We start from the raw sequence: 15501 nt of genomic DNA on the forward strand, positions 1-15501 counted from the left end.
ATTTAAAAAATGCTGAAGATTTATCCATTAGAAAGAAATATGAGAGTATTAAAATATATTTTGGGAATATATTTAGTCAAGAGGGCATAAATTTCGATGTTGTAAATTATGAAGGTTATCCAGAAATTGTTATTACTCATAACAATAAACAGCTACCAATTGATATGGTAGGTTCTGGAATTTTTGAAGTTTTGAATCTCTTAGCAGTTGTTATCGGTGCGGAGGAAAAAGTTATCTTATTAGATGAACCAGCACTGCACTTACATCCAGTTTATCAGAAAAAATTATTAAAAGATGTATTTGAGAAATTAAATGAAAATGGGAATAATCAAATTATAATAATAACACATTCACCATATTTCATTGATTTAAAAACCCTAAAAAATACATTTAGATTTTATAAGGAAAATAGCAAAACAAAAGTAATAAATGTAGAAGAACTTTTAAATGGAATTATAAATCTGAAAGATTTTACAAAAAATGATGCTTTAATCCGTTCATTATTTGCTAATGGGGTTATTTTAGTGGAGGGTGTTTCAGAATTCTTGAGCATTCCAATATTATTAAGAAAACTAAATTATGCATTAGAAGATTATAACTTGGAGATTATTAATGTTGAGAGTAAAACAGGATTTGAAAAATATGTTAGATTGATGAATTCTCTGAAAATACCTTGTGCAGTAGTTTGTGATGGAGATACAGCATATAATCTTTATAATAAAGATGGTGGAAAATGGAAATTAAACAAGAATTTACCACATATTATTAACATATACAAAAAAATAAAACCATTTTGGGTTAAAGATAAAGATATAGATATAGACAAAATCTTAGAAGATATTGAAAATAAAATAGCTACTAAAAAATCAAGTTTAGAAGAAGAAATTGACAAAGATGATAAATTAGAAGAAGAGCTTGTCGAAAGAGGAATTAAACCAATATATGAAGAAATTAAAGACATTTTAATAAATAAACTATTCATATTTGCATGTAAAGAATATGACTGGACTGGATTTTTAGGAATTAAAAAAGATGAGACTGAAAAATGTATCCAAAAAGCTTATGAATTTGATGATGAAGAAAAACTAAAAGATTTAAAAAACTTCATTAAAAACTTTATAGATAAACGTATTAATCCTAAAATAAACCATAATACAGCCTTAAACACATTTAAAGACGGTGGTAACCATGATTACAGTTAAAGTTAAAAACTTAACCAAAAAATACGGAGATTTTAAAGCATTAGACAAAGTTTCATTTGAAGCAAAGAAAGGAGAAATCTTAGGAATTGTAGGAAAGAGTGGAGCTGGGAAATCAACACTAATAAGAATTTTAAGAGGTAGCTTAGATTATGATGAGGGAGAAGTTGAGATTTTAGGTAGAAAGGATAACTTTAAAGAGATAACAGCCATACATTTGCAGAGAAACTTTGCACTATGGGCAGAGCCAGTTATAAACAACATAATTAGAAAGCTCTATGCAATAAGAAACAACTCTGATGAGTTATTACCAATGGAAGAAGAATGGGAAGATTATGAAAAAACAGCAATAGAAATACTAAAATTAGTTGGTTTAGAGCATAAAAAAGATGCTTTTGCAAATATATTGAGTGGTGGAGAGAAGCAGAGGCTAATCTTAGGCAGACAGATAGCTAAAATCTATGAGAAGGGAGAGGGGGTTTTATTATTAGATGAACCAGCAACAATGGCATGCCCAGCATCAAAGCAGAAGCTATTAGATGTTATTAAAAACATTAGAGATAAATTAGGCATAACTGTAATAATAACCTCTCACTTGCCAGAAATCCATAGATACCTCTGTGATAGACTAATTTTGTTAGAAAATGGAAGGGTAAAGATGGATGGAGATGTTGAAGAAGTTTTAAATGAATTCTTAAAAGAGATGAAACCTCCATACATAAGAACTCCAAAGATAAAGGACAACGCAATAATAAAGGTTAGAAATGTTGCTAAGAGATATTACGTTGTTCATGGTGGAGAGACATTAAATCTAAAAAATGTCTCATTCGATGTTAAAGAGGGGGAGATTCTATCAATTATTGGGCCAAGTGGAGTTGGAAAGACAGTTATTATGAGATTAATGGCTGGTTTAGAGTTACCAGATGAAGGAAAGATAATAGTTGATGGTGTTGATATAACCAACTACGGATGGGAGAGAATAGAGCTTAGAAAGAGAATTGGAATTATGCATCAAGAATTTTCCCTTCCATACTATCAAACAGTTGAGAACCTATTAAAATACAGATTAGGGCTTAAAGGAGAGAAAGCTATAGCACATGCAAAAGCAAAGGCTGAGGAATTGGGCTTATCTCCAAAGATTGTTGATGCTATCTACCAATTAATAGATGCTCCAGAGTCAGAGAGAATTTCAAAACTGCAAAAGATGGGATTGACAGAGGATATAATCTATAAACTCTTCCCACCAGTAGTTGAGAGCTTTGAGCCAGAGGAGATTTTAGAGGCTTTAGATTTAGGAAAAGATATTTTAAAGAAAAAGGTTATTGAACTAAGTGGAGGGCAAAAAGTAAGAGTAGCTATGGCTTTACAGTTGATAACAAAGCCAAAAATATTGTTCTTAGATGAGCCATTTGGAGACTTAGACCCAATAACTTTGAGGGATGTAGCTAACTATCTAAAAATAATCAATGAGAGGTTTGGCACTACAATAGTTTTAGTCTCTCACTGTGTAGAGTTCATTAAAGAGATTAGTGATAGAGCCATCCTATTGGATGAGAACAGGTTAGTTATGGAAGGAAATCCAGAGGAGGTTTGTGAAGAGTTTATAAGAAGAAGTAACGCAAGATTTATGAGGGAAGAATCCTCTTATAACTCTAAGAAATCTGTTTTAACAAGTGAATAAAGATTACTTCTACACTATATATAAATCTTTTTTAGAATTGGAAATTTTTTATTACTTTTTAATACTAGTCTAAAAATTTTCTCGGGATTTTCTTTCTTTTAGTAATACTAATTTAAATAGTTTATTTTATATTTAGATGTATAAGTATTACTGGATAAAAAAATAAAATTGGTGTTTAATTTGATATCCCCAAAGAGGCTGATTTTATTAATAAGTATGGCAGGAGCTTTAGTAGCAGACCCTCAGTATGTTTCCATACCGAATCGGTCTTATTTTAACGCAACATCTGAAAAGGGATTTGAATTGTTATTAGACAAGTTTCCATACCGAATCGGTCTTATTTTAACTGTATAGCGAGTTACGTAGTTCAAACAGCTTTGGAAGCTTTGTTTCCATACCGAATCGGTCTGATTTTAACCCTCTTTTAGGATTACACGCACACAAATACCCACATGATACGTTTCCATACTGAATCGGTCTGATTTTAACCTTTATGTCTTCGTTTGGATATAATGCTAAAAAGTTTCCATACCGAATCGGTCTGATTTTAACAAAAATTAGTTAATAAACATAAAGACGCAATGTTCGTGTTTCCATACCAAATCGGTCTTATTTTAACTATAATTCTAACAGATTTACCAATATCTGACATCTGTATTTTTATCGTTTCCATACCGAATCGGTCTTATTTTAACTCGGTTATCGAAAGATTGATATCTGTTAATGTTTTGACTGTTGTTTCCATACCGAATCGGTCTTATTTTAACGTTATTGAGAAGTTCATACAGACATTGGAGGACGGATCAAATCAAGTTTCCATACCGAATCGGTCTTATTTTAACGCTGAGTATGCATACAACGATATTGCAGAGAAGGCGTTTCCATACCGAATCGGTCTTATTTTAACAGTTATTAGATTTTTTAATAACCTTTTTCGAGTTTTGTTTCCATACCGAATCGGTCTTATTTTAACAGGGCAATCATTCACAACTTATTTTTTATTATTCTTCTAATATTTATACTTTTCGGCACTATATTTTTCTAAGGGTAGATAACTATCCTCATTTATAAACCTACTGATATTTAAATCTTTCTTTTTTAATTAAATTGAGTATTCTTATCTTTCTAAATTTGAAGATTTGACTTATTGGTTAGAGAAATTTTATTTAACTTATTATCTAATCTCAAATTTTAAAAATCTAAATAATTCAATAAACCTAAATATTCCAAACGATTAAACCAACAGACCCTTAGAAATTAAATTTAAATCCCCTAAATCCTTAAATACTAATTAATCATTAACCTTATCAAATTCCAAGTTCATTCAACAAGACAAATATAATTTACATATTTAAATACAGCAAAAAACAAAGATTAATAAGGAGATATTATTATGAAATATAGGGCACTCCAAATATAAAAACCTTAAGTATGAGGGTAAATATGATTATTGGTGTCTTAGCAATTCAAGGAGATGTTGAAGAGCATGAAGAGGCAGTTAAAAAAGCTGGCTATGAGGCAAAGAAAGTTAAAAGACCAGAGGATTTAGAAGGAATTGATGCCCTAATAATTCCAGGAGGAGAAAGCACAGCTATAGGAAAATTAATGAAAAAATATGGATTATTAGAAAAAATAAAAAACTCCAATTTACCAATATTAGGGACGTGTGCTGGAATGGTTTTATTATCAAAAGGAACTGGAATTAATCAAATTTTGTTGGAATTGATGGACATCACAGTTAAAAGAAATGCTTATGGAAGACAAGTAGATAGCTTTGAAAAAGAGATTGAATTTAAAGATTTAGGAAAGGTTTATGGTGTATTTATAAGAGCTCCAGTGGTTGATAAGATTTTGAGTGATGATGTGGAAGTTATAGCAAAAGATGATGATAAGATAGTTGGTGTTAAGCAAGGCAAATACATGGCTTTGTCATTTCATCCAGAACTATCCGAGGACGGATATAAGGTTTATAAGTATTTTGTTGAGAACTGCGTAGAAAATAAAAAATAAAAAGATAAAGCTTAATTCACTATTTTATCTCAACTTTTGCATTTAAGAAAACCGGTCCTCTAACGTCTATAACCTTATTCTCTCCCATTATCTGTTTTAAAGCTAATTCGTCAATTTTTAAGTTTATATCTCCTAAACTCCTAACTATTGGGACTCTGAACTTAAACTCATCTACATTTGAAACCAATGCCTCCTCAATCTTAGCCACCAACTTATAGATAATTCCATCTATATATCTGATGTTTGTAGAAACTCCCTCTTCCTTAGCTTTCTTTAAGATTGGGATATATTCCTCTTTAACTCCTTCATAAGTTGGAGGAATACCATAGATATTTCCATCATAGACATAGACTTCATTTAATACTGAAGGCCCTAACAACTTTTTATTTGGCTCATTTTCAAATATCTCTACCTTAATTATCTTTTTCTCTCCATTAAAGTTAAATTCCCTCTTAACCTCAATTGAGCATGGGCTTTCTTTATCTTTGTTGGCTATACAGATATCAATAAGCTCACTTGCAAAGTTATAAAGCTCATCCAATATAGGAACTTTATCAACCTTTATCATCCCAGCTATGTCTCTATCACTCAACCTATATTCATAAAATTGAGGATAGACCATTGCCCTAACATCCTCATAGCCATAAATTATCATTGCCAACCTCTCAACTCCTAATCCAAGATTCATAACTGGCACATCTATGCCATACTTAGCCAAGGCAATTGGTGAATAAACCCCAAAGGTTGCTACTTCAATCCACTCTCCCAACTTTGGATGATAAGCATAAACCTCTGTCTGTGTTTCTGGAGTGTAGTATTTGCTCTTCTTCTCATCAGGCTTAAACTTAAATTTTGTGAATCCAAATTGAGCTAATAAACCTTCAGCAACTATTTTACCATCATCCACACTAACATCCTCACCAACAACTACACAAGATGCAGAGTGATAGCTCATTAAATGACTCCTATCTTCTCTCTGCTCCCTCCTAAAACATCTATCAATTGAGAATAACTTTAATGGCAGATTTCTCTTTTTTATTAAACTGCTTAGAGTTATAAACCATCCAGATGTCATGTGGCTTCTTAATGTTAATGTTGTTGGCTCTGGCTTCAAATCCTTAAATTCAGGAAATGCTGTCTCTAAAACCTTTAACCCCATCTCATTGCTCACATTTAAAGCTTTAGCAATCTCAAATACTAAATCATCCCCATCTATAGCTCCTTTTTTATACAAATGGAGAACTTCTCTCAGCTTTTCTTTCTTCTCCTCATCTATATCAATGCCTAAATTTTTTATAATCTCAACCTTCTCATTTCCTAAACCCACATCTGGCCTTGGCAATCCAGCTAAGTAAAAGCATCTATCCAATACAGCCATTGCCTCTGGGCCGAATTGCTTATAAATCTCTACCTCATCAACAATAACTGGATTAATCATCTCTTCAAATCCCATTCTTAGATAAGCTTGCCTCAATCTTTCTATTGTCTCCATTACTGGATGTGGCTTTCCATAGATAGGCTTTAATCTCGGATATCTCTCATCAATATGTTTATCTTTTATTAATGCCTTTGTCTCTCTCCATGCCTTCTCAAAATCCTTCTCTGCCAATTCTAAAACCTTATTTATATCAAACCTCATTTTATCATCCCTTTTAAACTTTAATCTCTTCTAAAACTTCTCTAATTGCCAACAAATCTAATTTACTTTGTGCCTTTAAAATACCCTCCTCAATATTCACAAATAATATGTTTTTCTTAACAGTCCATACAATCTCATCAGTTATCTTTTCATAGAATATCTCATCCCTATTTTTAAAGTTTTCAAATAGCTTAATAACTCCCTCAAATAAATTCCTATTTTCATCCTCTAAGGAATACAGCAAATCCTTTAACTGCCTTTTTCTAACTCTAAGGGATTTTTTGCAGAATTCTTTAATATCCTCTCCCAACAATTTTTCTTGAACTGCTTCAACTAACTTTATTGGCTTTCCTCCAAAGTAGTGCCAAATAATCTCTATCTCTTCATCATTAAACCCATATCTTTTTAAAAATGCCTTTGTTGTTTCATAGTCAAAGTCATCAACTAAGTAGTATTTGCATCTATCTTTTAACATTCCCTCATTATAAACTCTTTCAATAAATAAGCTATCAGAGCTTAGGCAGAGAACATGACATAGATGTTTCTCTTTAGTTAAATCTATAAAGAAGTTAAATAACTCATAAATAAGATAGCCGTTAATCTTTAAGTCTCCTATTTTTTGCAATTCATCGATAATTAAAACTGGCTGTTTTCCTTCCTTCTTAATCTTTTCAAACACATCCAATATATACCTAAAGATGTTATTTGTCGGTTTGTCATCACTATATTCCTTAAATAAAACCTCAATAAAGTCCTCATACTTAGAAATAAAATGCTCCCTAAGGTTTATGTAAAAAACAACATACTTATCTCTATACTTATCCCTATTAAGCTTATTTTCTATAATATATTTTATCAAAGCTGTTTTTCCACTGTTTATTGGGCCATAAATAAAATAAATCAAATTAGGTTCAAAAGATAAGACTTTAAGCAAATAGTTAATTTCTTTTTCTCTATTAAAAAATTCCATGTTATCAACCAGTTAAAACTTTAAGCTGATTAAATCTGGTCTTGGCTTTTTGAATTTATATTCCTCTCTGCAGATATTACAAAGCTCTCTAACTCCAATATTAATGATATCATCACTTCCGGGTAGAACTCTAACAAATATCCAATCAGCATTTATATTATAGCTTTTAGCCAACTCTTCTAATTTATTTAAAATCTTCTCCTTAAATATCTCAACATCATCAATAAAAAGCCCTCTAACTGTAAGCATAATGCCAACACAAGAACATCTTGAGGCAAAGACATCCATTTCTGATATAAAAATCTCTCTTCCCAAAAGCTTTATAAAAAACTTCTCAATCTCCTCTCTATCCTTCAAAATCTTATCTTTCAATGTTTCACCTTTATAACCTTCTCTGCCAATTCCTTACAAAAGTTACATTTACTACATAACTTACTGCAAGATTTCCAATACTCAATAGCCCCATCTAAAGCCCTATTATCTAAATAATAGAAATGCTCTAACTCCCTTGGGCAATCTAACAACTCCATTAAGTTGCCATCCCATTTTTCATTTAAATATGCATTTATAACCCTCTTTATCCACCCAATTGGATGACTTCTCCCAGATATCTTAAATATATCAACCAATCCCCTATAATATTTCAAATCCTCTGGCCTTATGAATGGGCTTTTTATTATAAGCTCTTTTTTCTTAACTCTTAGGTTTATGCATTTGTTGTAATAATAATCATCCAAAGCTGGGATGTTTTGAGCATTTGCATGTGAAAAGAAATTAAAGTGCTGTATTCTCATAGGGCATTTGTATAGACAAGCTTCATTAACTAAGATTTTTAACTTACAGCTTACATTCTCTTTAATCTCTTGTATTATATCAAAGTGTCTATTTATTGAGCTGTCTAAGGTTATTGCATAAACCTCTTTCTCATCCCAAAATATAGCTTTATCTAAGCTATCAACCAAGGCAATGCAAGAGACATTAACCTCTAAGCCATTATCTTTAGCTAAATCTACCAAATAAGGGTCTGATAAAGCGACACTATCAACACCAATGTTTTTTAGCTGGCTAAAAATCCAGTTTATGTAGCTGATGCCTTTTGGTGTTAAGTGTATTCCCCCAATGCAAGATGCGTTTATAACAACCTCAAATCTAATGTTGTTTCTCTTTGCATAACTAACTTGCTTAGCCAAATCTTCAAAGTTTGGTTTGTATAAGGTTGCCCTTCCAGTTCCTACAAACTCTGGAAATCCAACATAGACTTCAAAACTCTCCTTTTTAAGCTTTTTATTTATCTTTCTAAGCTTATTAATTTCATCCACAATAACTTTTAATGATTCAAAGTTTCCGGGATGAGGAATAGAGAACAACTAAATCACCTTGTAATGGAGTTAATTATTCTTCATCTCTAACATAATTCCTTAAAACTCCAATGCCCTCAATCTCACACTCTACAACATCCCCAGCCTTTAATTCACCAACTCCCGGAGGAGTGCCAGTAGAGATAATATCTCCCGGATAGAGTGTCATTATTGAAGATACAAACTCAACCAACTCATAAACATCGAAAATCATATTTTTTGTATTAGATTTTTGCTTTATCTCACCATTGACTCTACACTCAATATCTAAGTTCATTGGGTCTATGTCCTTAACTATTCTCGGTCCTATTGGGCAGAAGGTATCGAACGATTTAGCCCTTGTCCATTGCCCATCCTTCTGCTGTAAATCTCTTGCAGTAACATCGTTTAAGATTGTATAGCCCATTATATAATCATCTGCCTCATCTTTTTTAACATTTCTGCATTTCTTTCCAATAACTATAGCCAATTCAACCTCATAATCAACTCTCTTAGAGATTTTTGGTTTTATTATGTAGTCTTCGTTATAGATGATTGCAGAAGTTGGTTTTAAAAATATTATTGGATACTCCGGAATCTCCATGTTTAGCTCTTTTGCGTGGTCTATGTAGTTTAAACCAACACAGATGATTTTTGTTGGATTTATCTCTCTAATATCCAAACTATCACCAATCTTTTGCTTTATTGAATTTAAATTTAAGTAATTGATTATTTTATACTTTTCTCCCAAGCTTTCAAATAAAACAACTGTTCCCTTAAATGCATCTAAAACTCCTCTGCTAAATTCATCCTCATCTAAATAATCATCAACATAATCTTCCAAAATCATAAAGCAATCTCTTAAATAACTTAGCAATGATTCATCATCAATCTCTGTTTTTGGAAAGTTAGGGATTTCTTCTTCAATAGCTCCCATCAATTCTTTCTCAAAATCAACGTTAAGGTAGAGTTCTTCAACATCAAAACCAAAACTTATTGCTTCATCTCTAAAAGTATCTAAGATTATGTAATAACCAAACAAAAGCCCATTATTGTATGAATCAGGATTTTTCTCATAGATTGATTTTGTTTCAAAAGCTTTCTTTATCAGCTCTTCAAAAAAGGATTTTAATATAGATTTTAAGGGCTTTTCCATATTTAATCCCTTAAAATAACAACTTTCCCATCCACAACATCAATCTTAACTAAGGTTTTTATCTTATAGCCAGTCTTTTCTTCAACTATCTTCTTTCCTTCTCCTCTTTCAATTACACAGATAATGTCTTTTATCTCTGCCCCAGCCCTTTTTAGAGCGTTTATTATAGCTATCATCGTTCCTCCAGTTGAGATGACATCATCTATAATAACAACCTTATCTCCTTTTTCTATGCCGTTTAGGTAGAGTTGTCCCTTGCTATACCCAGTAGATTGGAAAACTGGGATTTCTCCGGGCAGTTTGTATTCTCTCTTCCTCATAATCACATAAGGTATATCAGTATATAGGGAGAGTGTTGTTACCAAAGGAATTCCCATAGCTTCAGCAGTAACCAGCTTATCAACATCTTCAAAGTTTCCTATCTTTATTATTCTCATTGCTACCTCTCTCAACAACTTTGGCTCAACGAGAGGAACACCATCACTTATTGGATGTATAAAATAATGATATTGCCCCCTTTTAACAATTGGGCATGATTTTAATGTTTCTTCTAATAGCAATCTTCCACCTCCACTATAGCACTTTATAAACACCAGGTCTTGGTTCGAATATGTCTCCTGATTCTCTCAACTCAGATAAATACTTTTCTAACTCTTCTTCTGGGATATTAATTCTCCCAGCGAGTTCTTCAAATGTAACCTCTCCAAGATTTTCAATAATGGCTAAAATCTTATCTTTTATGACATCAGGGTTTAAAATTTCACTATATATTTCTTCTTCCAAACTTTCCTCTTCATAAGGCTCAGCTCCCTCCAATAAATATTTTCTTGTCTTTTTAATCTCTAAATCTCTAAGTTTTATCCATCTTTCATCTCTCTTTCTAATAATTTCAGCCATAATATATTTTTCTCCATCATAAACTCTCGGTCTTCCAATAACATCTACTATATCTCCCTCTTCAATATACACAGATTTTTCTTCAAAGTATCTAACATTAACTCCATCCACATAGAAGGATGTGATGTTTCCAACGTTTATATTCTCTACCTTCCCTAAGATTCTAACTCTCCTAACCTTTCTACTCTCTATAATTAGGGCGTTATCAACTACTTCATTATTTAAAAACTCCTCTGGGTAAATTTTGTAAGCAACATATCTCATTTTTTCACCATTAAATTTCCTCAATACTTAAAAATAAACATTTTAAATACTCAGTCCCTTTAGAAGTTATTGGATGGTCTGGACTTTGTGAGCCATACTTTATAATTTTAGCCCATTTCTTTGCCTTTAAACATGCATCTATAACCAAAGCCTTAAAGGCATCTGGTTCTACTGGTTGAGAGCATGAGCATGTAACCAATAACCTATCAGCTAATTTAGCTCCAAATCTGTTTAGCATGTGATATCCTTTTATAGCAGATTTTAAAGCCTTTTTTGATTGAGCAAATGCTGGGGGGTCGAGAATAACTACATCAAATCTCTCCCCATCTTCTATAAACTCTTCCATAACTTTAAATGCACTCCCTTCAATAAATTCATATTTATCCTTTGGGATGTTATTTAGCTCCATGTTTTCTTCTGCCAATTTTAATGCCTTTTTTGATAAATCAACTCCCACAACTTCAGCTCCTCTTATCGCTGCATGAACTGAAAATCCACCAGTATAACAGCAGATATCTAAAACCCTATCTCCCTCTTTTATAAACTTCTCTATCTCTAATCTATTTTCCCTCTGGTCTAAGAAAAATCCCGTCTTTTGCCCATCGAATGTAACTTTGAATTTTGCCTCTCCTTCTTTAATTATTGTTTCTGTTTTCTCTCCAGCCAATATTCCTTCTACTTCTGGTAATCCAGCTCTCTTTCTATTCCTTCCAGAACTTTTTTCATATATGCTGTCAATACCTAAATCTAAAAGAGTTTCAACAACAACATCCTTCATCTTCTCAATACCGTAGTTAAATATCTGAACTGTAGCTATATCATTGTATTTATCAATAACTAAGCCATTTAACCAATCTGACTGAGTATAAACCATTCTGTAGGTGTCTTTAAACCCTAATTTTAGTCTATACTCATTTGCTTTAATTATTTTTTCTTTTATGTAATTTTCATCTAACTCTTCCTTTCTCAAAGTCATTATTCTTACTTCTCTTGGATTTTTAAAACCTCTTCCTAAAAACTTTCCTCTCTTTGAGTAGATATCAACAACCTCTCCAATCTCAACACTATCAAAATCTTCTTTATTTAAGATATTCTCCCTTGGAATAATTAAATTTCCTTTTTCTATAGCAGAATATCCTCCAAAATCGACATATAGCTTTATTGTCATAGTTAATTCACCATTTTATTTTTCTTTTTCATTTGATTTTAGTTTTTCAGTGTATTTACATTTTGGATAGTTAGAGCAACCAACAAACTTTCCAAATTTTCCATCTCTAACAACTAAATCTCCTCCACATTTAGGGCATTTTCCTACAACCTCTTTTTTATTTATTGGTTCTGTGTATTTACACTTTGGATAATTTGAACAACCATAAAATGCTCCATAAATCCCCTTCTTTAAAACCAGCTTAGCTCCACACTTAGGGCAGATTCTGTCATCTTCTTTAACCTCTACTTGCTTTAAAGGACATTCTGGATTAATACAAACCTCTCTATCTCCAATTTTTAAAATAGGGGATTTGCATGCTTCACAAACTTTATTTGGGATTTTTATTCTTCCTTTATCTGGAAGAGAATACTTTACATCACATTCAGGATAGTTAGAGCAACCAACAAACCTGCCCTTTTTATGCCTTATTAAAATTAAGTCTCCTCCACACTTTGGACATTTCCCAACAATTTTTGCTTTTTTATTTGTAGCATCTAAGTTTTTAATAAGATAAATTCCAATATCTTCCTCTTTCTTTTTAAACTCTTCTAATATTTTTCTCAATCTTTTCTCAGCTTCTTCTAAAACATCATCTTTTTTAATTTTTCTAAACTGTATCTTTTCTAACTTTTCTTCTAAATCTCTTGTCATCTTTTCATCAATAATCTCTGGGCAGAACTTTTTTAATGTCTCAATTACTGAAATCCCTAAATCAGTTACTTTTAAAGAGCCGTCGTCAATAACATAGCCTCTTTTTATTAGTTTATCTACAATCTCTGCTCTTGTTGCCTTTGTTCCTAACCCTTTCTTTTCTAATTCTTTTATAATACTTGCAACAGTATATCTTTTTGGTGGCTGTGTTTCTTTTCTTGTTATTGTTATCTTTTCAACTTTGATTATATCATTTTTCTTTAATGCTGGCAATTCAATCTCATCAAATTTTGGGAAGTAATATATCTCATGCCAACCCTCTTTTACTGTCCTTGAACCAGATAACTTAAATTTCTCTCCTTTGATATCAACTTTTACATTTAAATATTCTCTCTCTGCATTATCCCAAAAAGCGGCTAAAGTTCTTCTTGCTATTAAATCATAAATTTTCTTTTCTTTCTCTGAAAGTTCTTCTTTTGGAATATCTACAATATGTATTGCAGGATGTGCAGGGTCTTCTTTCTTCCCTTCAACTGGCTTTAAATTCTCTTTTAAAATTCTCTCAGCCCATTTTCCATAAACTGGATGATTTTTTATTATATTTAGGATATCTTCCAAATACTTTCTATCTTTTGGAAGTTTTTGGCTGGATGTTCTCGGATATGAACAGTTATGCACAACTATACCATTTGCTATAAAGTTGTGGTAATCTTTGACAGTTAAATCATAAACCTCTCCTTCATATTCAATTTCTTCAATTTTTTTGATTTTTTGAATATAAACATCTCCGTTAGCAATTCTTTTTAAATCTCTGTCTATGATATAATTAGATAACTTTCTTAATCTATCTAAACTTAAACCTTTATTTTTTGATAATTGGTTAGATAGGTCAAATTTCTTTGCAATTCCAGATTTAAACTTATTTTTCCAATCTGAAGTGCAGATAATGCTATAATGATGAGAATATTTTTTATTTTCTAATATAAAATCAATAAATTTAGTTTTTTTAATTTTAAATGTCTTTTCTGAATTATTTATAAACATTACTACTTGCTCATTTTCTTTTAATTTTTCAGCCGGTATAAATATTAACTCATCCCTATAAACTAAAATTGGATGCTCCTTTGTAGTGATAAGTTCAGTTCCATCATTTAAAGTAATTTTTATCAATTTTTCTTTTATAGTTCTTTTTAAAAGTTTATATTTTGATTTTGTCAGTTTTAAGTCTTTATTTAGGCATAAAACCTCTCCTTCATCGTCTAAGTCTTTAATCTTTTTAATTCCATCTGGCAATAATATCAACGTATCTGGATGTAGGCAAAGCCCTTTCTCATACAAACTTTGGGCAATTTCTTGCGTTTCCTTTGGAGATATTTTAAAATAACTGTAAGCCTCTCTCTGTAAAGTTCCTAAGTCAAAAGGTGGGAGAGGTTTTATCTTCCTTTTAGTTTTCTTTATTTCAACAACCTTACCAAATTTTTCATTCTTTATTTTTTCATAAACACTTTTTGCCTCTTTTTCATCCCAAAACTTCTCTTTCTCATGTATGGCTTTTAAATTATCTTTAAATAGAGCTTCAATAACCCAATATGGTTTAGGAACGAATTTTTTAATTTCTAACTCTCTTTCAGTTAAAAAAGCTAATGCAGGGCCTTGAACTCTACCAATACTCATTGTTTTCCATCTATTCACTGCCCTTATGGCATTCATTAAAGCTCTCGATAGGTTTATTCCAAAATACCAATCTACAATATGCCTACTCTCTCCAGCATCAACTAAGCCATAATCAATTTCATCTGGATTTTCAAAAGCTTTAACTATCTCTTTTTTTGTTAAGGATGAGAATCTCATTCTCTTTGCTTTTTCTTTTCCGCAACAATATTTTAATGCATGATAACCAATTAACTCCCCTTCAATATCCCAATCTGTGGCTATATAAAATTCATCTGCCTCTTTTGAGAGCTTTTTTAATGCCTTTATGTATTTATTAACATATTCTTTTCCCTTTTCAACACTTGCAGGCACCCATTTTATATCAAAAACTGGATATGAGCCAAATTCTTTATTTTCCTTTTCAACTAAGGTAAATAGATGCCCAACAGCACTTGCCACTATAATCTTTTTTCCATTTCTTTCTAATTCATAGTATGGGACTCCATCAATGCTCTTTTTCTTTGCTTTACCTAAAGCATTTGCTATCTTTTTGGCAACACTCGGCTTTTCACAGATTATTAACGCTGTCATAATTCCACATGTTTTAAACTTATGACATAACTGCATAAATCATTTATGCTTATGTGGTATAATATCAGTAATAGGGTTTTATATGTTTGTTGGCATTGAGCAAGGCAATATATTGTTCTATTCAAAATTAACTGCAATAATTAAGAGATTTATACATAACTTTAATGGAGGCATATAAATGCATTTTTCTACAGGAAAGTTTTGAAATCGACATAGTTAGTTTTTGTAGCACAGGGGGAGGGG

General features: G+C 31.5%; 12 protein-coding genes and 1 CRISPR repeat array. Of the genes, 3 read left to right on the forward strand and 9 right to left on the reverse strand.

The window, feature by feature from the left end; all coding sequences use genetic code 11:
- Positions 1-26 precede the first annotated feature (26 nt).
- From MFS40622_RS02940 to pdxT, 3 genes are all read left to right on the forward strand, one after another.
- Positions 27-1202 carry an ATP-dependent endonuclease gene (locus MFS40622_RS02940; protein ID WP_394296023.1) on the forward strand — a complete coding sequence of 392 codons (1176 nt, stop codon included), beginning with the start codon at positions 27-29 and terminating at the stop codon, positions 1200-1202.
- On the forward strand, positions 1189-2880 hold the full coding sequence (locus MFS40622_RS02945; RefSeq protein WP_012980190.1) for an ABC transporter ATP-binding protein: 1692 nt from the start codon (positions 1189-1191) through the stop codon (positions 2878-2880). The genes MFS40622_RS02940 and MFS40622_RS02945 overlap by 14 nt, the downstream gene beginning before the upstream one ends.
- Positions 2881-3129: 249 nt before the next feature.
- A CRISPR array of direct repeats spans positions 3130-3853; the repeat unit is 21 nt; unit sequence GTTTCCATACCGAATCGGTCT.
- Between the two features lie 470 nt (positions 3854-4323).
- Positions 4324-4890 carry a pyridoxal 5'-phosphate synthase glutaminase subunit PdxT gene (pdxT, locus tag MFS40622_RS02950; RefSeq protein ID WP_012980191.1) on the forward strand — a complete coding sequence of 189 codons (567 nt, stop codon included), beginning with the start codon at positions 4324-4326 and terminating at the stop codon, positions 4888-4890.
- Positions 4891-4909: 19 nt separating this feature from the next.
- Here pdxT and sepS read toward each other — a convergent pair whose 3' ends face one another.
- From sepS to topA, 9 genes are all read right to left on the reverse strand, one after another.
- A complete protein-coding gene (gene sepS / locus MFS40622_RS02955) occupies positions 4910-6529 on the reverse strand; it encodes an O-phosphoserine--tRNA ligase (protein WP_012980192.1) in 1620 nt (539 codons plus the stop codon).
- 13 nt (positions 6530-6542) lie between these two features.
- Positions 6543-7499, reverse strand: a complete 957-nt coding sequence (locus MFS40622_RS02960) for an ATP-binding protein (RefSeq protein ID WP_012980193.1) — start codon at positions 7497-7499, stop codon at positions 6543-6545.
- Positions 7500-7511: 12 nt separating this feature from the next.
- Complete coding sequence (locus tag MFS40622_RS02965) at positions 7512-7871, reverse strand: DUF5402 family protein (protein ID WP_012980194.1); 360 nt, start codon at positions 7869-7871, stop codon at positions 7512-7514.
- Positions 7868-8866 (reverse strand): peptidase U32 family protein, encoded by a 999-nt coding sequence (locus tag MFS40622_RS02970; protein WP_012980195.1) that lies wholly within the window; start codon positions 8864-8866, stop codon positions 7868-7870. Before MFS40622_RS02970 ends, MFS40622_RS02965 begins: the two co-directional genes overlap by 4 nt.
- Before the next feature lie 25 nt (positions 8867-8891).
- The gene (locus MFS40622_RS02975; protein WP_048197563.1) at positions 8892-9518 is read right to left on the reverse strand and encodes a fumarylacetoacetate hydrolase family protein; all 627 of its coding nucleotides are present in this window, start codon (positions 9516-9518) and stop codon (positions 8892-8894) included.
- Positions 9519-9994: 476 nt separating this feature from the next.
- Positions 9995-10552, reverse strand: coding sequence for a hypoxanthine/guanine phosphoribosyltransferase (gene hpt, locus MFS40622_RS02980; RefSeq protein ID WP_048197436.1), 558 nt, complete (start codon positions 10550-10552; stop codon positions 9995-9997).
- 13 nt (positions 10553-10565) lie between these two features.
- Positions 10566-11153 (reverse strand): hypothetical protein, encoded by a 588-nt coding sequence (locus MFS40622_RS02985; RefSeq protein ID WP_012980198.1) that lies wholly within the window; start codon positions 11151-11153, stop codon positions 10566-10568.
- A gap of 10 nt (positions 11154-11163) precedes the next feature.
- Positions 11164-12321 carry a class I SAM-dependent rRNA methyltransferase gene (locus MFS40622_RS02990; RefSeq protein WP_012980199.1) on the reverse strand — a complete coding sequence of 386 codons (1158 nt, stop codon included), beginning with the start codon at positions 12319-12321 and terminating at the stop codon, positions 11164-11166.
- A 15-nt stretch (positions 12322-12336) separates the two neighbouring features.
- On the reverse strand, positions 12337-15258 hold the full coding sequence (topA, locus tag MFS40622_RS02995) for a DNA topoisomerase I (RefSeq protein WP_012980200.1): 2922 nt from the start codon (positions 15256-15258) through the stop codon (positions 12337-12339).
- Positions 15259-15501 lie beyond the last annotated feature (243 nt).

Origin of the sequence: Methanocaldococcus sp. FS406-22 (assembly GCF_000025525.1) — an archaeon.
In the GTDB taxonomy this organism is placed as follows: domain Archaea; phylum AGJL01; class Methanococci; order Methanococcales; family Methanocaldococcaceae; genus Methanocaldococcus.

Bases quoted from the DNA above. Each gene is read 5' to 3' on its own strand.
- MFS40622_RS02945 (WP_012980190.1), top strand. From the start codon at position 1,189: ATGATTACAGTTAAAGTTAAAAACTTAACCAAAAAATACGGAGATTTT.
- pdxT (WP_012980191.1), top strand. From the start codon at position 4,324: ATGATTATTGGTGTCTTAGCAATTCAAGGAGATGTTGAAGAGCATGAA.
- sepS (WP_012980192.1), bottom strand. From the start codon at position 6,529: ATGAGGTTTGATATAAATAAGGTTTTAGAATTGGCAGAGAAGGATTTT.
- MFS40622_RS02960 (WP_012980193.1), bottom strand. From the start codon at position 7,499: ATGGAATTTTTTAATAGAGAAAAAGAAATTAACTATTTGCTTAAAGTC.
- MFS40622_RS02985 (WP_012980198.1), bottom strand. From the start codon at position 11,153: ATGAGATATGTTGCTTACAAAATTTACCCAGAGGAGTTTTTAAATAAT.
- MFS40622_RS02990 (WP_012980199.1), bottom strand. From the start codon at position 12,321: ATGACAATAAAGCTATATGTCGATTTTGGAGGATATTCTGCTATAGAA.
- topA (WP_012980200.1), bottom strand. From the start codon at position 15,258: ATGACAGCGTTAATAATCTGTGAAAAGCCGAGTGTTGCCAAAAAGATA.